At 63.3% G+C, this 17,446-nt stretch carries 14 protein-coding genes; 3 read left to right on the forward strand and 11 right to left on the reverse strand.

Annotated elements, in window-relative coordinates; all coding sequences use genetic code 11:
- Positions 1-2: 2 nt before the first annotated feature.
- From BUB39_RS07625 to BUB39_RS07640, 4 genes are all read right to left on the reverse strand, one after another.
- Entirely contained in the window at positions 3-824 is an 822-nt protein-coding gene (locus BUB39_RS07625; protein ID WP_073052321.1) for a lytic murein transglycosylase, read from the reverse strand.
- Positions 825-983: 159 nt separating this feature from the next.
- Entirely contained in the window at positions 984-1,463 is a 480-nt protein-coding gene (locus BUB39_RS07630) for a YaiI/YqxD family protein (RefSeq protein WP_073052322.1), read from the reverse strand.
- Positions 1,464-1,713: 250 nt separating this feature from the next.
- Positions 1,714-2,949 (reverse strand): lytic murein transglycosylase, encoded by a 1,236-nt coding sequence (locus BUB39_RS07635; RefSeq protein WP_175561773.1) that lies wholly within the window; start codon positions 2,947-2,949, stop codon positions 1,714-1,716.
- 73 nt (positions 2,950-3,022) lie between these two features.
- Positions 3,023-3,847 carry a DUF1194 domain-containing protein gene (locus BUB39_RS07640; protein ID WP_073052324.1) on the reverse strand — a complete coding sequence of 275 codons (825 nt, stop codon included), beginning with the start codon at positions 3,845-3,847 and terminating at the stop codon, positions 3,023-3,025.
- Positions 3,848-3,982: 135 nt separating this feature from the next.
- Between BUB39_RS07640 and BUB39_RS07645 the strand changes: the two genes are divergently transcribed.
- Positions 3,983-5,488 carry a DHA2 family efflux MFS transporter permease subunit gene (locus BUB39_RS07645; RefSeq protein ID WP_073052325.1) on the forward strand — a complete coding sequence of 502 codons (1,506 nt, stop codon included), beginning with the start codon at positions 3,983-3,985 and terminating at the stop codon, positions 5,486-5,488.
- Between the two features lie 3 nt (positions 5,489-5,491).
- On the opposite strand, the gene BUB39_RS07650 is transcribed toward BUB39_RS07645, so the two are convergent.
- Positions 5,492-7,555 carry an elongation factor G gene (locus BUB39_RS07650; protein WP_073052326.1) on the reverse strand — a complete coding sequence of 688 codons (2,064 nt, stop codon included), beginning with the start codon at positions 7,553-7,555 and terminating at the stop codon, positions 5,492-5,494.
- A 208-nt stretch (positions 7,556-7,763) separates the two neighbouring features.
- Positions 7,764-8,279: a DUF992 domain-containing protein gene (locus BUB39_RS07655; RefSeq protein ID WP_073052327.1), complete on the reverse strand. Its 516-nt coding sequence runs from the start codon at positions 8,277-8,279 to the stop codon at positions 7,764-7,766.
- A 222-nt stretch (positions 8,280-8,501) separates the two neighbouring features.
- Between BUB39_RS07655 and BUB39_RS07660 the strand changes: the two genes are divergently transcribed.
- Positions 8,502-9,491: a magnesium transporter CorA family protein gene (locus tag BUB39_RS07660; RefSeq protein WP_073052328.1), complete on the forward strand. Its 990-nt coding sequence runs from the start codon at positions 8,502-8,504 to the stop codon at positions 9,489-9,491.
- 131 nt (positions 9,492-9,622) lie between these two features.
- On the opposite strand, the gene BUB39_RS07665 is transcribed toward BUB39_RS07660, so the two are convergent.
- The 5 genes from BUB39_RS07665 to BUB39_RS07685 all read right to left on the reverse strand — a co-directional run bounded on the left by BUB39_RS07665 (position 9,623) and on the right by BUB39_RS07685 (position 15,949).
- Positions 9,623-11,065 (reverse strand): phospholipase D-like domain-containing protein, encoded by a 1,443-nt coding sequence (locus BUB39_RS07665; RefSeq protein WP_073052329.1) that lies wholly within the window; start codon positions 11,063-11,065, stop codon positions 9,623-9,625.
- A 68-nt stretch (positions 11,066-11,133) separates the two neighbouring features.
- On the reverse strand, positions 11,134-11,547 hold the full coding sequence (locus tag BUB39_RS07670; protein WP_073052330.1) for a VOC family protein: 414 nt from the start codon (positions 11,545-11,547) through the stop codon (positions 11,134-11,136).
- Between the two features lie 95 nt (positions 11,548-11,642).
- Positions 11,643-12,845, reverse strand: coding sequence for a pyridoxal phosphate-dependent aminotransferase (locus BUB39_RS07675; RefSeq protein ID WP_073052331.1), 1,203 nt, complete (start codon positions 12,843-12,845; stop codon positions 11,643-11,645).
- Positions 12,846-13,010: 165 nt separating this feature from the next.
- Positions 13,011-14,153, reverse strand: a complete 1,143-nt coding sequence (locus BUB39_RS07680; RefSeq protein ID WP_244540174.1) for a glycosyltransferase — start codon at positions 14,151-14,153, stop codon at positions 13,011-13,013.
- Positions 14,132-15,949 carry an ArnT family glycosyltransferase gene (locus BUB39_RS07685; RefSeq protein WP_084526984.1) on the reverse strand — a complete coding sequence of 606 codons (1,818 nt, stop codon included), beginning with the start codon at positions 15,947-15,949 and terminating at the stop codon, positions 14,132-14,134. Before BUB39_RS07685 ends, BUB39_RS07680 begins: the two co-directional genes overlap by 22 nt.
- A 182-nt stretch (positions 15,950-16,131) precedes the next feature.
- Here BUB39_RS07685 and msrP point away from each other — a divergent pair, with 182 nt between their 5' ends.
- The gene (gene msrP / locus BUB39_RS07690; protein WP_073052333.1) at positions 16,132-17,088 is read left to right on the forward strand and encodes a protein-methionine-sulfoxide reductase catalytic subunit MsrP; all 957 of its coding nucleotides are present in this window, start codon (positions 16,132-16,134) and stop codon (positions 17,086-17,088) included.
- The last annotated feature ends 358 nt before the right edge of the window (positions 17,089-17,446 follow it).

Genomic DNA, 17,446 nt, shown 5'->3' on the forward strand with positions numbered 1-17,446 from the left:
CGCTACTGCTTGCCGACCAGCTTGTCCGCGAAGAGCGCTGCGCTTTTGGCATAGACTTCGGCCTTGTTCCACTGGCGCAGCACGTTGAAATTGGCCGAGCCCTCTTCCCAGCTGCCGCCGCGCTGCCAGCCATAGCCCTTGAGGTAATTGGCCGTCGAGGCGAGGACGTCGGCGGGGCTGTGGCGCAGGTCGGCATGGCCGTTGCCGTCGAAATCGATGGCGAAGCGGACATAGGAGGACGCCATGAACTGCGTCTGTCCGATCTCGCCGGCCCATGCGCCCTTCATGTCGCCGGGGGCAAGGTCGCCACGCTGGACGATCTTGAGTGCGTCCATCAGCTGCTCCTGGAAGAAGTCGGTGCGGCGGCAATCGAAGGCCAGCGTCGCAAGGGAGCGGAAGGTCGACATATTGCCGCTGCCGGCGCCGAAATCCGTCTCCATACCCCAGATCGCGATCAGGATCGGCCCGGGAACGCCGAACTGCTTCTCGATGCGGGCGAGCACATTGGCATACTGCGCCATCAGCTTCTTGCCACGAGCGACGCGACCGGCCGAGACGACGCGGGCGGAATAGACCGAGAAGGGCTGCTTGAAGTGCTTCTGATTGCGGTCGAGCTTGATGACGCGCGCATCATAGGTCACGCCCGAAAGCGCCGCCTGGACGACGCGCGGCGAAATGCCATTGGCGATCGCCTCGCCCTTGAAGCTTTCCAGCCAGGTTGGGAAGTCGGCCGGATTGTTGCTGCAGGTCGCGGCGTTTGCTCCCGCCGCGCCGGCAGTGAGGACCAGCGTGGCAATCAGCATGCGAAGCTTGGAACGGATCATGGTCTGCTTTCGTCTCTTTGTTGGCCGGCGCCGGAGAGCCTTGGCGGCATTGAGTGCCATCGATGCGCCAAGTACTCACGGGTGGACGGTACGTTCAAGACGAAGCCTAGACGATCGAGGTTACTTTCCGGTTGAAAGGACCCGGTGTTGCATTCCTGCTCAGGTCGTCGCTGCACCGAAACCCCGGCGTTTCAGCCGCACGATGGCGAGATCGAGCGCCGAGAGGAACGCTGATCGATCGCGCGGCGAGAAGGGCCTCGGTCCGCCAGTGATCGCGCCTGCGGAGCGTAGGTCTTCCATGAGATTGCGCGTCGCCAGCGCCATGCCGATCGAGGCTTCGGTGAAGGGTCGGCCATTTGGCGCGATGACGTCCGCGCCGGCCTTTATCGCGCGGTCGGCGAGAGGTACGTCGGACGTCACCACGATGTCGCCCTCGACCGCCCGCTCGGCGATCCAGTCGTCGGCGACATTCATGCCGCCGGGCACGATGACCCGTTCGATCATTGGGTCGCGCGGTACCTGCATGAAGCTGTTGGCGACGACGAAGGTCTTGAGGCCGTGCCGTTCGGCGACCTTGTAGATCTCGGCCTTCACCGGGCAGGCGTCGGCGTCGATATAGATCAGGATCGGTCGAGACATGGAGAACAGGCTTCTCAAATGAGAAGGGTCGCCCGTTTGGGCGACCCTTCCATTGTCAGACCGCGACCCGGCCCGAAGGCCAAGCAAGGCCGGTCAAGCGGTGCGAATCCCTACGAAATCAGAGATCCGGACCATTGCGACCAAGCCACGCGGCAAACGACAATGAGACACAGGATCACCTCCTTTCGATTGTTGAAGACAGACCGAGCTTACCGAAGATGACGGCGATTGAAAGCGGAAATTCACCGGCTCATCGAATCTGTTTGAGCAGTGCCGCATCCGGGAAGCAGGTGGGCGGAACGCCCTTCGCGGTCTGCCAGGCGCCGACCGCGTTGCGCGTCTTGTAGCCCACCAGCCCATCGGCCGAGCCTACATCGACGCCGCGTGCTTCGAGGCGCTGCTGCATTGCACGGACGTCGCTGCGCCTGAATCCACCCACGTCAGCCCAGCGTCCAAGGAAGGCACCGGCATTGGACCGGATGCGATCGGAAAGATGGCCGATGAACAGCGCGTAGAGATCGCTCTCGTTATAGGTCTTCAGGACGTAGAAATTGTCCGAGACGAGGAAGGCGGGGCCATACCGACCGGCGGGCATCAGCAGATGCATGGTCTGCTTCTGGGCCCGCGCGTTGATCGGCGTTCCATCGGCATTGCGAATGCCCATGGCGAGCCAGTCCGTCATCGGCCTGCCCTGGTCGGGGCCTTCGAGGCTGCAGGTGATTTCCGGCGGCAGCGACACCTCGAAGCCCCAGCCGACGCCGGGCTGCCAGCCATTCTGCTTCAGGAAATTAGCGATGGAGCCGAGCGTATCCGGGACCGAGTTCCAGATGTCGCGGCGGCCGTTCTTGTCGAAGTCCACCGCCGTCGTGAGGTATTTCGACGGCAGGAATTGCGGCTGGCCGAGCGCGCCGGCCCATGAACTCTTCATCTCCTTCAGGGCGATGTGGTCACCCTCAAGGATTTCCAGCGCCGCGAGCAGTTCGGGATAGAAGTTTTCCTTGCGCGCGCCCATGAAGGCTTCGGTCGCGAGCGCCCGGATCGCGGAATAGGGCAGCTTGGCCGCGCCATAGCCGGACTCGCGGCCCCAGATCGCCAGAACGATCGAGGGCGGCACGCCGTAACGTGTCTCGACCTCGGCGAGGGTTCGCGACAGTGACCTGAAGCGGCTGCGGCCGCCCTGGGCAAGCGACTTGACCTTGCCTTCATCGAAATAGCGGGCCGGTCCCTGGAATTCGGCCTGGCGCTGCGGCTCCTCTCGCCCCGGCTGTCCAGGTGGCGCGAGGTCGGGCAGCGTCCAGTCGAGCGTCAATCCTGCAAAGGCGCGCTGAAGCGTCGGCTGCGTCACGCCGCGCTTCTCCGCGTCGGGCGCCACCGTTGCGGACAGCCATTTCTGGAACGCGATTTCGGTCTCGCCCCGCGACTGTGCATAGGCAGGCGATGCGGCGACGAGACCGAGGAGAACGCAGAGATTGAAGAAGAAGCGCAAGGTAATCACCCGATCCGAAAGTGCAATTCGCAGCCGACAGTGGCGGGTTGCCGGGCCGGACGCAACGGGGATGCTAGCGCGACATCCAGTTGTTGCGACGCGCCTCGCCGATGAGACAATCGGCCGTATCGCGCGCCGCGCTATCGGCGACGCGAATGAGCGGCGGACCCTTCGAGGGGCCCCAGTATTCAGCGATTTCCTGGATGAGCTTGCGGCGGATCGCGGTCTCGAACTGGTCGCTCGACGTGACGGGAATTGTGAACGCACCTGGGCCGCCGACGACGCAGTCGCGGTAATACCCGTCGAGATCGGCGATATCAAAAGCGCTGTAGCCGCCGGGGCGCAGCACGATCGGCAGGCCGTTGATGACGATGCCGCGCGCCAAAACCGCGTCGCGGGCCGGCACGACGGGGCCGCCGACATTGTTCGGTCCGTCGCCCGAGACGTCGATCACCTGCCGCTCGCCGGCAAAGCCGTTGTCCATGAAGAGACTGGCCGCAAAGAGGAGGCTCGACGAGATCGATGTGCCGAAGCGCCCGCTCGCCTGCGAAGGTCCGATCGCAGCGGAAAAGGCGTCGGCGCCTTCTTCGTCTTCCACGAGGCTCCAGGGAACGACGACATTTTCGGAGCCCGGTCCCGACCATTCGAAATAAGTGAGCGCGATGCGACCGTTGAGTCCGGAACGAATGGCCCTGATGACATCTGGATGGCGCAATGCGTCACGATAGCCCTGCCTCTGGATCGCACGTTCCCCGGCATCCATCGAGCGCGAGACGTCGACAGCGAGCACAAGTTCGACATCGACGGGGAGATCGGCCGCTTGCGCGGGCATCACCGACGTCGCGAGCAGCGCGGAAAGACCCGCGATGAGGCATAGCGGAAAGCAAGCGGGCTTCATGTCCTCCTCCTCGGGCGTGGCGGGCAGAGCGCGAAGACCGGGGGATGCAAGGCTTCCCTGACAACTGTAGGGTGAGCTGAGCGATCCTCAAGGCCTTTTCGGGCTGGGCTGATCGAACGCTAGCGAGCAATCTGGATGGCAGCGACTGACGAAACGGCATCAGGGACGGCCCGCGTGGTGCTTGCGGCGACGATCCTGGCCTCCGGCATGGCCTTCATGGACGGTACCGTTGTCACGGTGGCCTTGCCAGCGATCCGCGCCGGGCTCGGCGCCGGCTTTGCAGAGGGACAGTGGACGGCGAATGCGTACACGCTGACGCTTGCCGCCTTCACGCTGCTCGGCGGCGCCGCCGGCGACGCCTTTGGTCTCAGGCGCGTCTTCATGATCGGGATCGCGCTGTTTGGCCTCGCTTCAGCGGCCTGCGGGTTCGCATGGTCGCCGGAGAGCCTTGTCGTGTCCCGGGCGATCCAGGGGGTCGGCGGTGCCTTGATGGTGCCGGGCTCTCTGGCGCTGATCGCGGCGCACTATCCGCCGAAGGTTCGTGGGCGGGCGATCGGCGCCTGGGCTGCAGCCTCGTCGATCGCGCCGGCGATCGGCCCCGTCATCGGCGGCCTTCTCGTCGATCATGGTTCGTGGCGCGCTATCTTCCTGATCAATGTGCCGATCGCCATAGCCGCGCTTGTCCTCTGCCAACTGCGTGTTCCGGCCGATGGAGCGCGCGCCGAAGCGCGGATGGACTGGACCGGTGGCGCGCTCGCGGTGCTCGGGCTTGGGCTGACCGCCTACGGACTGACGGCGGTCGCGGATCCGGCGGGCGGCGGCGCGGCGATCAATCTCGGCCTCGCCGCGCTCGGGGCCTTGATACTGGTTCTGTTCGTCTTCTGGGAGCAGCGGGCTCCGAACCCGATGATGCCCCTTGGGCTGTTCAAAAGCCGAACCTTCTCGGGCGTCAATGTGTTGACGCTGCTCCTCTATTTCGCGCTGTCCGGCGCCCTGTTCTTCCTGCCGACGGCGCTTATCGAGGCACATCGCTATCCGGCGGCGCTCGCTGGTTCGGTATTCATTCCGTTTGTCGTGGTCATGGGCGTGCTGTCACGCTTTGGCGGCGGCCTTGCAGACCGTATCGGCACGCGGCCCTGTCTGACCTTCGGTCCCATCATCACCGGGCTGGGATTTTTGGCTCTGGCGCCGGCCGTCGCGCAGGGCGGCTATGGAACGGCGGTGGTGCCCGTCATGCTGCTGATGGGGCTCGGCATGGGCATTACCGTCGCGCCGCTTTCGACTGCCGTCATGAATGCCGCGCCCCCCGAACGCAGCGGCGCGGCCTCAGGCATCAACAACGCGGTCGCACGAGTCGCCGGCCTGCTCGCCGTCGCAAGCCTCGGCCTCGCCGTCGGCATCGGTTTCACGATAGCGCTCAGCGGCGAAGCCGGGCCAGCCGCGGATGCCGTTCGGGCGGCTGGCTTCGGCGCGGCGCAGGCCGGCGAGCTCGCCGATGGAGCGATCGAGGCGCTGCGGGCGCGCGCAACGATCGCCGGCTTCGGCGCGGCGACCGTGATCTGCGGCGTCCTGGCGCTTCTCGCCGGCCTCGTCGGATGGCTGTTCACCGGAGCCGAGGCCGGCTCGGAGCCCGGCGGCTGAACGTCAGGCGGCGCGGGCGTTTGTCTTTCGCCCGTCCGGCGTAGTGGTGCGGCTGGTCTGTTCGGCGAGGTGATCATAGCGCGCCGTATAGCTGCCCGCTCCGGAGGTCGCCGAGCGCAGCTCGACGATGAAGCCCGCCATTTCCGCTTCCGGGATTTCCGCCTCGACGGTGTCCCAGCCAGGCCAGCCGCTGCGCGCATCGAAGCCGAGCAATTGGCCACGTCGCTGTGTCACCATCATGTTGACCCGCGGCGCGGTCTCCGACGGAACAATCACTGAGACATGGAGGACAGGCTCCAGCAAGACGGGCTGGCATTGCTCCAACGCCTCGCGCATGCCGATCTGCCCCGCCGTGCGGAATGCCTGGTCCGAGGAATCGACGCTGTGATAGGAGCCGTCGGTGAGCCGCACCGCGACATCGACCACCCGATGGCCGAGCGGCCCTTTCTTGAGCGCGTCCAGAACCCCCGCCTCGACGGCGGGAATATAGTTGCGCGGGATGGCACCGCCGGTGATCGCGTCCTCGAACAGGAAGCCGGCGCCTCGTGGCTGCGGCCGGACCTCCAGCACGCAGTCGCCGAACTGGCCATGGCCGCCAGACTGCTTCTTGTGGCGCCCGCGCACGGTGGCGCTGGCGCGGATGGTCTCGCGATAGGGAATGCTCGGTGGCCGCTGCTCGACCGAAAGGCCGAAGCGTGCGGCAAGGCGCTCCATGGCGACGCGCAGATGCATCTCGCCCTGGCCGCCCAATCGCACTTCGCCCGTATCGGCGTCCTGTCCGACGACCATCGCCGGACTTTCCTCGGAGAGTTTGGCGAGGGCAAGCGCGAGCTTCGCCTCGTCCTTTCGATCGATGGAACCGATCGCGAGTGCCATCACGGGTTCAGGCGCTGCCAGCGGCGCCAGTTGCGGCACGGCTGATTTGCCCGCCGCGAGCGTCATTCCCGTCGCCGCGCCGTCGAGTTTGCCGAAGCCGGCCGTTTCTCCCGTCTGCACCGTGTCGCGCTTCACCATCTGAACCCCTGTCGGTCGCAGGAGGCTAGAAACGCGGCCGACAGGCCCGCTTGGTCCCGCCAGTTCGGCTGCGTCCTCGATCGCGCCACGCAGCACGCGGCCAATGGAAAGCTTGCCAGCATGGCCGGCATTGACTGTCTTGACGATCTGGACGACCGGTTCCCCGGCGCTCGGAAGCGCGAGGCGGTCGAGGACGGCTGTGATGTCGGGCGCCTCGTGACGGATAGCCTTCAACAGCCGCCCGACGCCATGGCCATGCAGCGCCGATCCGATCAGTACCGGACAAACCAGGCCGTCGCGGAAGTCGCGCACGAGATCGGCGAAGACGTGGTCCCGCGCCGGCTCGATATCGTCGAGCAGCGCCTCCATGAGCGCATCGTCATAGTCGGCGAGCTTTTCCAGCATCGCATAGCGCGCCTCTGCCTCGCGGACGCGGTCGGGATCGGACATGTCGATCACCTCGCTCGGCGCCTGTTCGCGGTAGAGGAATGCGCGTTCGAGGGCGAGGTCGACGAAACCGGTGACGATATCGTTCTGGCGAATAGGGATGTGGCGCAGCAGCAGCGGGGCGCGGCTGGCCTTCTGCATCAATTCGAGCGCTTCCTCGACGCCCATTTCGCTCTTGTCGATCTTGTTCAGGAAAACGAAGCGGGGGATGCCGCGCGCTTCCAGCATGCCGAGCCAGGTCTGCAAGGCCGGGATCTTGCGCGGATCGGCCTCGACGACGACGACAGCGCAGTCGACGACCGCGAGCGCCGCCTCGGCCTCATGGGCGAACTCCACCGAGCCGGGGCAGTCGAAGATCGTGATGCGGTCATCGAGGAACGCGGTTTCAGCGATATTGAGCTCGACACTCATCTGGTGCGCGCGCGCCTCGGCCGAGGCATCGCCAACCGAGGTGCCGGATGCGACGCTACCCTGGCGGGGGATTGCGCCGGTGCGCGCCAGCAGTGCTTCCAGCAGGGTTGTCTTGCCACTCGCAAAAGGGCCGACCAGCGCGATCGCCCTGGGGCCGGCTCTCCTGCCGGCGCCACCGTGGATTGACTCGGTCATCGCTTCCTCCGTTCATGAAATGTTCTCGTGCCATTCTCATGCTTCGGTGCGCGAACCGGGCCCGGAAGTCCGGTCGGCGAAGGGATGGTCTCAGGGAACGGGGAGACTGACAAGCATCCTGTACATCACGACGCGGCGAGGACAAACGCAATCGGCCCGCGCATCCGGGGATGTGCGGGCCGAAAGAATGAACCGATCGGTGTCCGAATCAGGTGGTCGGGACGAGCGTCAGCGCGGCGCCGCCGGCTGCTGCATTAAGGCCGGTCTGGCCGGTGACACTGATCATCTGCAGGGCAATCGAGCCACCTGTGCCGCCGACGAGCACGTTGGTGCCGACGCCGACAATCGCCGTCGCCTCGGCTGTCGCGCCGAGATAGAGGCCCGAGAGCGCGCCATGGTGATAACCCGCGACCGGTGCGAACACCGCCCAGAGCAGCTTGCCTTCGCGCGTCCAGCCCACATCGACGCCGAGCTTCTTGATGTTGCCCGTATAGGTCTCGACGCGGCCCTTGGTCGAACGGAAGGTGCAGGAGACCTCCTTCGCCGAACCGATCAGGTAGCCTAGGCCGCCGCCGATGTCGCATTCCAGCATGCCGATCTTCACGCCATTGCGCTCGTCGTCCTGATAGGGAGCCGGCGAGGACATGTCTGCAGCGTGGGCGAATGTGCCAGCACAGGCAACGGCCATGGCGGCGGCGGCAATCTTCAGCGAGACGGTCTTCATTGGTATTTCCTCTTCAAGTCGAGCACCGCGCCGGGGGGCGCGACGCCGTTGGAGCCCCGTGTAAGCCCGAGTCAACGCAGTTCGCAGGAGTTTGATCCCGCGATGCATTGATCTGCGTCATCGCAGCCCATGCCGGCACGATCAAGCGCCGCCCGGAGTTGTGGTAAACCCGGGCCAAAGGCAGTCGGCTTCTTTTGACTGCCGCCATAAGCGGAGTTGTCAATGCTCACAGCCTATGCGGTTGCCGATCGCGGACCCACCGTCGTCGCGCTGCCTCCGATCGAGGCGATCGGGCGCGGGGAGGCGCGGGACATCGCGTGGGTCGACCTCCATGACCCGACGGCGGACGAAGAAAAGCAGGCTGAGGCCTATCTCGGCGGCCTCATTCCGACCCGCGAGGAAACGCGCGAGATCGAGTTTTCGAGCCGTTTCTATGTCGAGGATGGTGTTGTGGTCATGACCGCCAGCATCCTGGTCGGTATTGACCAGGGCACGCCCGGCCTGACGCCCTTCTCCTTCGCGGTGGCGAAGAACAAGATCGTGACGCTGCGCTATGCCGATATGACTGCGTTCAAGCAGTTCCTGGCGCGCGCGCCAAAGCCGGACAGCGGCTGTACCTCGGCTCCCGGAGTTCTCGCTGGCCTTCTTGAGGCCTTCATCGATCGTTCGGCCGATGTTCTTGAGCGCATCGCCCAGTCGGTCGACCACCTCAATTTCGAGATCTTCCAGCAGCGCGGCAAGCGGCGCCATCGCGGACGCCTGCTGGCGGCGGCGATCAGCGGCCTCGGCATTCAGGGCGATCTCGCATCGAAGACGCGCGAGAGTCTCGCCTCGCTGGAACGGCTGGTGCAATACGCAGCGGCCATGCTGCCGGATGTCAGCCTGAAGGCGGGGCTGTCATCGCGGCTGAAGCTGATGCTGCGCGATATCCGGTCTCTTGAGGACCATGTGAACTTCGTCCTCAACAAGATCACATTCCTGCTCGACGCGACGCTCGGGCTGATCTCGAACGAGCAGAACCAGGTGGTGAGCGTCTTGACCGTCGTCTCGACGATCCTGCTGCCGCCGATGCTGATCGGCACCATCTACGGCATGAACTTCCGTGACATGCCCGAACTCAATTTCGCCTGGGCCTATCCGGTGGCGATCATTGCGATGGTGCTCTCGGCCATGCTGCCCTACCTCTATTTCAAGTGGCGCGGCTGGCTTTAGGGTTTCGGCAAACGGTCGGTACGGCAGCCGCGACAGAGTCTGGATTGCCGGGTCGGGGCCTGGCAATGACAGGAAGGGCTGCGCAGGCGCCGCGCGCCTTTGACGCGCCCTCAGAACGATATCGCTTGGTCCTAAAGATAGGGCGAGGCGAGGCGGGTGGCGGAATCGCGCAGCCGTGTCAGGATCGAGCGCTGCCTGAGTTCGACAAGCGTGACTCGCTTCGACTGCGCGAGCTTGCCGTCGATGATGGCATCGATCGTGGCGGCGAACTCGGTCGAGTAGGCCTCGACATTGAACTCGAAATTGAGGCGCAAGCTGCGCGCGTCCCAATTGGCGCTGCCGAACAGCGACCAAGCGCCATCGACCGTCATCAGCTTTGAATGGTCGAAGGGCGCTGCGGTGCGGCGGACGTTGCAGCCGGCCCGCAGAAGCGGCGCCATCAGGCCGTTCATGGCCCAGTCGATATAGATGTGGTTGGACCGGCCAGGGATGACGAGTTCGACGCTGACGCCGCGCAGCGCCGCCAGGGCGAGTTGCGAGCCGAGCCGGTCGTCCGGCACGAAATAGGGCGTCAGGATGCGGACGCGCTTTTCGGCCCGGCTGATCGCCGAAGCCATGGTCCACATAAGCTTCTCATTGTCCTCGTCGGGACCGCTCGCGATACCGCGCGCCGGGATATCGCCGGCCGCGCCGATTTCGGGGAACCAGGCGAGGCCGTCGAGCCGCTCGCCGGTTGTGAATGCCCAGTCCTCGGCGAAGGTCTCCATGAGGTGGGCGACCACCGGGCCTTCGACGCGAAAATGCATGTCCTGCACGGCGCGCTGCGGCGGAATGTTCATGACGCGGAAGAGATTGTCGTCGGAAATGTTCATGCCGCCCGTGAAGCCGTGCCGGCCGTCGACCACCAGAACCTTCTTGTGCGTCCGCAGATTGATGAACGACATCTTCCAGGGCGCCACTTCGTGCATGAAGCGGGCTGCGGGCACGCCGGCGGCGCGCAGGCGCTCATAGACGGGGCTGCGCAGATAGCCTGCGCCGATGCCGTCGACCAGCGCCCGCACGGCGACGCCGCGCTTCTGCGCCGCGATCATCGCATCGACGATTGGTCCGCCGCCGGCATCGTCGTGGAAGATGAAGCTCGAGATCGCCACGCTCTTCTCGGCCGCTTCGATCGCCGCGATCATCGCGGGATAGGCAGCATCGCCATCGACGAGCGGGGTGATGGCATTGCCGGACAGGAGCGGCCGTCCCGTCAGGCGGAGGCCGAACTCGGCTAGCGGTTCAAGATGCTCGTCGCCGCCATGCTCGATATCCGCCGGCGCCAGCACGAAACGCGAGCGTGGCGCATCGATGTCGCCTTCGGGGCCGGAGAGCTTGATCGCCTTGCGGCGCACCCGGTTGACGCCGAACAGCAGATAGAGCACCGGCCCGACATAGGGCGAAAGCCAGGCAAGCCCGATCCAGGCGATGGTTGATTGCGGTGCAAGGCGCGTGAGCAGCGCATGCACCGTAACAGCCGAAGCCATCGCGATGTGCAGGGCTGAGAGAAACAGCGCGAAAGTACTCGACGTCATCGTCGCCTGACTGCCTTGTTCGAATGCCTGGACCGGCTCGTTGCCGAGGCCGCGATCAGAGCATGATTCTAGTCGTGGCGCGGAGGCGCGCCGTTGATCTCGATAATGTTGCGGTCCGGATCGCGCAGATAGAGCTGGGGAAAGCCGGCGACGCTGTCGCGATAAACGACGATGTGCGCAGGATCGTCCTCATCTCCGTCCTCGCGGAAGCCGCGCGCGAACAGTCCGCCCAGAAAGCCTGCGAAGTCGTCGGTGCGAAAGCAGAAGTGTCCGTCGGACGTATCGATCGGGCCGGTGCGGAAGCTGCCGGGCGGATACTGGATGAGATGGATCTGCACCTTGCCGCAGGCGAGCCAGGCGCCTGCCGTCTTGAACGGCGGGCGATCAAGGCGCGGCAACCCGAACAGCGAATGATAAAAGTCGATGGAGCGGTCGAGATCGCTGACCACGACCGAAATGTGATGGACCTCGAGTTCAGCCATGGCGCTCCTCCCCGAATGCCGTGTCGCTCGTCAAGCAACAATAGGCGTCCGGAGAGGCGTCGTCCCGCTCAAACTGGAGCGGGACGGACCAGCTTTCAGCGGAGATTGCCACAGAAGCGCTGGATGCGCGTGCAGGCGTCTTCCAGCGCTTCGGTCGAGGTGGCGTAGGAGATGCGGAAATAGGGTGCGAGGCCGAAAGCCGAACCCTGCACGACCGCGACGCCTTCCTCTTCCAGGAGCGCCGTGACGAAATCCTCGTCGGCCTTCAATAGCTTGCCGCCTGCGGTGGTCTTGCCGAGCGTGCCTGCACAGGACGGGAAGACATAGAAGGCGCCCTCCGGGTTCGGGCAGACAATGCCATTCGCCTGGTTCAGCATGGACACTACGAGGTCGCGGCGCTTCTTGAAAATCTCGGCGTTCTTCGGGATGTAGTCCTGCGGGCCGTTCAGCGCCTCGACCGCCGCCCATTGCGAGATGGAGGAGGGGTTGGACGTCGACTGCGACTGAATCGTGCCGATCGCCTTGATGAGCTCGGCTGGACCGCCGGCATAGCCGATGCGCCAGCCCGTCATGGCATAGGCCTTGGACACGCCGTTCACTGTCAGCGTCCGATCGAAGAGCTTCGGCTCGACCTCGGCGATGGTGGCGAATTCGAAGCCGTCGAAAACGAGGTGCTCATACATGTCGTCGGTCATGATCCAGACCTGCGGATGCCTGAGTAGCACGTCGGCGAGCGACCGGAGTTCGGCGCGCGTATAGCCGGCGCCCGTCGGGTTCGACGGCGAGTTCAGGATCAGCCACTTGGTCTTCGGCGTGATCGCCGCCTCGAGCGCCGCGGCGTTGATCTTGAAGCCCTGCTCCTGCGGACCGACGATCTCGACCGGGGTGCCGCCGCCAAGCGCCACGATCTCCGGGTAGGAAACCCAGTAGGGCGCGGGGATGATGACCTCGTCCCCGGGATTCAGCGTCGCCATCAGTGCGTTGTACAGCACCTGCTTGCCGCCGGTCCCGACCGTGATCTGGTTCGGCGCATAGGTTAGGTTGTTCTCGCGCTTGAACTTGGCCGCGATGGCGGCCTTCAGCTCGGGAATGCCGTCGACGGCGGTGTACTTGGTCTTGCCTTCGCGGATCGCCTTGATCGCCGCTTCCTTGATGTTCTCCGGCGTATCGAAATCCGGCTCGCCGGCACCGAGGCCGATCACGTCGCGGCCCGCGGCCTTGAGTTCGCGCGCCTTGTTCGTCACCGCGATGGTCGCGGACGGCTTGATGCGGGCGAGACTGTCGGCGAGGAAGGCCATTTTGGGCTCCAGCGGGGCTGTTCGAAGGGTTGAGGCGGCGCGGAACCTAGTCTCCGACGTGGCTCATGGCAAGGACGAAGCTGGCCGGCGCTCGGCTAAGCCCGTCCGCATCAGCGGACGAGCCAGCGGTCATCAAAGGGCTGGCCGGGGCGCCAGCCGTTCGACCTATTTCCAGGTGTAGGCGCGCGTGACGCAGTAGTTGAACACGGCGCTCATCAGGGCACCGGCAACGCCCGCGACGAGCGGCTGCGGTTCCGAGGCATAGATGTTGCTGGCGACAGAGACGCTGGCGATGCCGCCGACCGAGCAGATGGCGATGAACTCGATCAGGCCGATCACCATCTTGCGGCCCTTCAGCTTCCTGTCGGCATAGGTCAGCGTATTGTTGAGGAAGAAGTTCCAGACCATGGCCGAGAGCGTGGCCACGATCTGAGCTGCGACGAAACCGATGGCCAGCACGACATTGGTGAGCCACAGCACGGCAAGGTGCACCAGCAGCCCGCTGATCCCGACCATTGCAAAGAGCAGGAAGCTCATCGGCAGCCGGCCATTGGTCAACTGCGATAGCCACAGGCCGAGGAACTGCACGACGATGATCGAACTCATCTTGCTCTCGCCGGCATTGCGCTCCCGGAACGAGTAGCCGACCTCGCGCACCGAAAGCGGCGCGCCGTGGCGCGCCGAAGTCGCGAGGATGTCGAGCAGGATCTTGAAGCCGTCACGGTTGAGAAACGGCGCGACCTCCTCGAACTTCCGTCGCGGCATCAGGAAGAAGCCGCTCATCGGGTCCGAAATGTCTCGTCCGACGATGAAGCTCGCAAGCCTGGTTGCGAACTCGCTCCCCTTCAGTCGGGTGGAGGAGAGCCCCTTGCCGACCGAACCATCTTCGACGAAGCGCGACCCGATGGCGATGTCCGCGCCAGCCTTCGCCGCCGCAAGCATTTCCGGCAAAATACGCTCGTCATGCTGATGATCGGCATCGATGACCGCAACATAGGGCGCCGCCGTCGACGCCATGCCCTCGACGCAGGCAGAGGACAATCCGCGCCTGCCGAACCGGCGGATGCAACGGATGTTGCTGTGCTGTCGCGACAGTTCCTTGGTCAGTTCCGCGGTGCCGTCAGGACTGTTGTCATCGACCACGATGAACTCGAACGGAACGCCGGCGAGCGCCGTGGTGACCTTTTCATACAAGGACTTGATATTGTCGCGCTCATTGAACGAAGGAACGACGATCGCAAGCTCGGGCGCCTGTTCCCCGTCAAGCCTGGCGTTCTCGACACGGTCTAGCTGCACGGTCTCGACCAAAGCTTTATCTCTCTTCCATTGGGCATATAGACGGAGTCAAAGACTGAGAAGCCAGCGTTCCGCGCGGCTTGCTCCAGTGCTGCAGGATCGACGGAGGGTCGAATGTCGCCGTCCGTCCCATCTGCTGAAAGGAGGACGCAGCTTGGGCTGGATCTGATCCATGCATCATAATCTGCCACAGTTCCTGGAAAAGGAGGGGCGTTGTCAATTGGCAGCAGATCAGCAGCATCGAGTAGGTTAAACATTGTCAAGGTATTGGCGTTAAGCGGGTAGGTGCGAAAGCCGTCCTTGATCACCTTATCCGGCTTCGTTTTATTTTTGATGCGATCGTATAGCGATCTTCCCAGCTCGTACCATTGCTGCGATATCTCCTTTGAGACGATGGTCGCATTGTCAGGGTCGCCAAGCCCACTTTCCTTGAGATACCAGTGAATCGGTACCCGCGATGAGAACGCCGGGATCCAGCCAACTACCGGCAACTCAATCACTGAGTTACGGTAGTAGGGCGAGGCCATGCTCACCAGCGGAAAAGCAGCAACGAGCGAGGCCAAGCTCAGTGCGGCCGCCCCGGCTTTGCGCACCGACGCAACAGGGATCAACGCCCGGAATCCATAGACGGCTATGATGATCAACGCCGGTGCCAGAGGGGCCGAGAATCCGGTGCCCTTGTTCGCGGAACTCATCAACGCCATCATAGAGGCCGCTGCGAATATACTGATAGGAGCGATAGGAGACGATCGTATATCCGATGCTGTCTTGCGCCACCCGACGCTGAGAGCAGAGACTAAAGTAGCTATAATCAGCGCTAGAACGCCGGATAATATCAACAGAGTCTGAAAGAGCTGAAAATAGGCGGCCGAATATTGCAGTGTGGTCCGAACACTGTCCCAGAATGCGGTGGGACCATAGCTGGCTGCCTTGTCGCCATAGCCGAAACTTGTCAGATAGTCGAAGACCTCACGCCAGGTAAAGGCGAGCCAGCTCGCCGCCGTTATCACGGCGACGATACCGGCGATAACGGCATTGAAGAATGCTCTGCCGACCCCATCCTTGCGGGAAAAGACACACCAGAGGACTGCCAGCATAATGGCTGGGTAGAAGGCGATCGTCACCGTGCGCGCGATGACCATCAGGCCGACGCAAAAGCCCAGTGCGATCGCCCAGCGGCGTGATCGCATCTGCTGTGACGAGACAAGGCACAGCAGGGCTGCCGTCGTGCACAGAGTTGCGGCCATGGCGAAATTGAAAGTCCGACTATAGCCGATCATGTAGGGCGAGGTTGCTATCAACAGCGTCGCCAGGAGAGCAAACCATTCGCCCGCTATACGTCTGGCCATAAAATAGGAGACAAAGACAGAGAGTCCCCCGAACAAGATCGGCACGATGTATCCAAAGAAGGTCGTCGGCCTGAATATCAGGAAAAGAACGGACGCGGTGGCCGTTGTCATCGGGGATTGTATCGAAGGGGCCAAAACCCTGTCGAGCCAGGCGGTGGGTCCACCTGAAAGCCAAGCATAATAATCCGACAGGGATATGGATAGATATCCTGCCTCGTCTATGTCGACAATTTGATCAATCCGGTATTTTATTATCCAGTCGACATTCAATGCTATAAATATGAGCGCGAATATTGCGGAAATGATCGGAGGTGCGACTTTTTTATTCAGATACAACGAAACTCGGTTCTCCAAAATACAAATCACTCTGTTCTTGTATGAGCGGCGAAAATCGACATCGAACGAAAGACATGCACGCGTGGCGAGCCTTCGTAAAGCCTGTTGGACCGCGCTGTCCATGCCTTTGTCAGGCTTTGGCTGGGCGTCGGCACATTATTTTCGTCGATGGCCTAATGGAAAAAAGCGACGCATACAGATTGCATCACGACATCTTGCGATGACGTCACGCCCATGTTGCTTGGAATGGCCGAAGCTGAAACTAGATTTCGTCCTACTGGCAGAATCAGAGGGATGCACGGAACATGTTGATCAAGCGCCATCGAGGCTGGGAGATTGCCGAGCGGGAGGCGACGCCGGAAGCGCTGTTCCTTGATCGCCGGGCGGTTCTGGCTGCTGGCGGCTTCGGGTTGATGGCGGCCGGGATACCGCGGATCGCGCGCGCCGAGGATGCCGATCCGAGCGCCTCGCTCTATCCCGCCAAGGCCAATCCGAAGTTCACGATCGACCGCCCCGTCACGCCCGAGGCCATTAATCTCCACTACAATAACTTCTACGAGTACAGCACGGACAAGGATCTGGCCGATGCCGCGCAGCAGTTGAAGACGCGGCCCTGGACAGTGCAGTTCGACGGTCTTGTCGAGGCGCCCAAGACCGTCGATATCGATGATCTCCTGAAGGCGATGACGCTTGAGGAGCGGCTCTACCGCCATCGTTGCGTCGAGGCGTGGTCGATGACCGTGCCGTGGACGGGCTTCCCGCTCGCGGCGCTCGTCGCCTATGCCAAGCCGCTCTCCGGCGCGAAATATGTGCGCATGGAGACCTTCATGAATGCCGATATGGCGCCAGGGCAGAACCAGCCCTTCTATCCCTGGCCCTATGTCGAGGGCCTGACCATGGCCGAGGCGACCAACGAGCTCGCCTTCATGGTGACGGGCGCCTATGGCAAGCCTTTGCCGAAGCAGATGGGTGCGCCGATCCGCCTGCATACGCCGTGGAAATACGGCTTCAAGAGCGTCAAATCGATCGTCAAGATCTCGTTTGTCGAGGAGCAGCCGCTTAATTTCTGGCAGCAGCTGCAGTCATCGGAATATGGCTTCTGGGCCAATGTGAACCCTGAGGTGCCGCATCCGCGCTGGAGTCAGGCGACCGAAACGGTCATCGGCACCAACGATCGGATCCCGACCAAGCTGTTCAATGGATACGGGGAGTTCGTAGCCGGCCTCTACAAGGGCATGGAGAGCGAGCCGCTCTATATGTGAGCGATGACATGAGAGGCGGGCGCGATCCGCGCCCGCAGCAGCGCGTCTCGACGAAGCAGTGGCACTCGCCCGCGCCATTCTGCGCCGCAAGAGGTTAGGTGCACCGCGAAAAGAAAAGGCCGGGCGCTCTTGCGAGGCCCGGCTAAGTCTTTGTTGCTGCGGCAGGGAAATGCGCAGCAAACACCTTCCAGAGGGAACAGTTGAGGTCCACTGGTGGCAGGGAGGAGAAAGCCACCGGCAACGCATCAACTGGTGTGTATATGGAGCGATCAGGCTGCTCAAACAACCGGCATGAATGCATCGCAGCTATGCATTTCCGGCAGAACAGTAACAATTTTCTGCCACAGTCCGCAGAAAA

The sequence above is a fragment of the Kaistia soli DSM 19436 genome (assembly GCF_900129325.1).
In the GTDB taxonomy this organism is placed as follows: Bacteria; Pseudomonadota; Alphaproteobacteria; order Rhizobiales; family Kaistiaceae; genus Kaistia; species Kaistia soli.

Coding starts and splice junctions, on each gene's coding strand:
- BUB39_RS07625 (WP_073052321.1), bottom strand. CDS start 824: ATGATCCGTTCCAAGCTTCGCATGCTGATTGCCACGCTGGTCCTCACT.
- BUB39_RS07630 (WP_073052322.1), bottom strand. CDS start 1,463: ATGTCTCGACCGATCCTGATCTATATCGACGCCGACGCCTGCCCGGTG.
- BUB39_RS07640 (WP_073052324.1), bottom strand. CDS start 3,847: ATGAAGCCCGCTTGCTTTCCGCTATGCCTCATCGCGGGTCTTTCCGCG.
- BUB39_RS07645 (WP_073052325.1), top strand. CDS start 3,983: ATGGCAGCGACTGACGAAACGGCATCAGGGACGGCCCGCGTGGTGCTT.
- BUB39_RS07650 (WP_073052326.1), bottom strand. CDS start 7,555: ATGACCGAGTCAATCCACGGTGGCGCCGGCAGGAGAGCCGGCCCCAGG.
- BUB39_RS07655 (WP_073052327.1), bottom strand. CDS start 8,279: ATGAAGACCGTCTCGCTGAAGATTGCCGCCGCCGCCATGGCCGTTGCC.
- BUB39_RS07660 (WP_073052328.1), top strand. CDS start 8,502: ATGCTCACAGCCTATGCGGTTGCCGATCGCGGACCCACCGTCGTCGCG.
- BUB39_RS07665 (WP_073052329.1), bottom strand. CDS start 11,065: ATGACGTCGAGTACTTTCGCGCTGTTTCTCTCAGCCCTGCACATCGCG.
- BUB39_RS07670 (WP_073052330.1), bottom strand. CDS start 11,547: ATGGCTGAACTCGAGGTCCATCACATTTCGGTCGTGGTCAGCGATCTC.
- BUB39_RS07675 (WP_073052331.1), bottom strand. CDS start 12,845: ATGGCCTTCCTCGCCGACAGTCTCGCCCGCATCAAGCCGTCCGCGACC.
- BUB39_RS07685 (WP_084526984.1), bottom strand. CDS start 15,949: ATGGACAGCGCGGTCCAACAGGCTTTACGAAGGCTCGCCACGCGTGCA.
- msrP (WP_073052333.1), top strand. CDS start 16,132: ATGTTGATCAAGCGCCATCGAGGCTGGGAGATTGCCGAGCGGGAGGCG.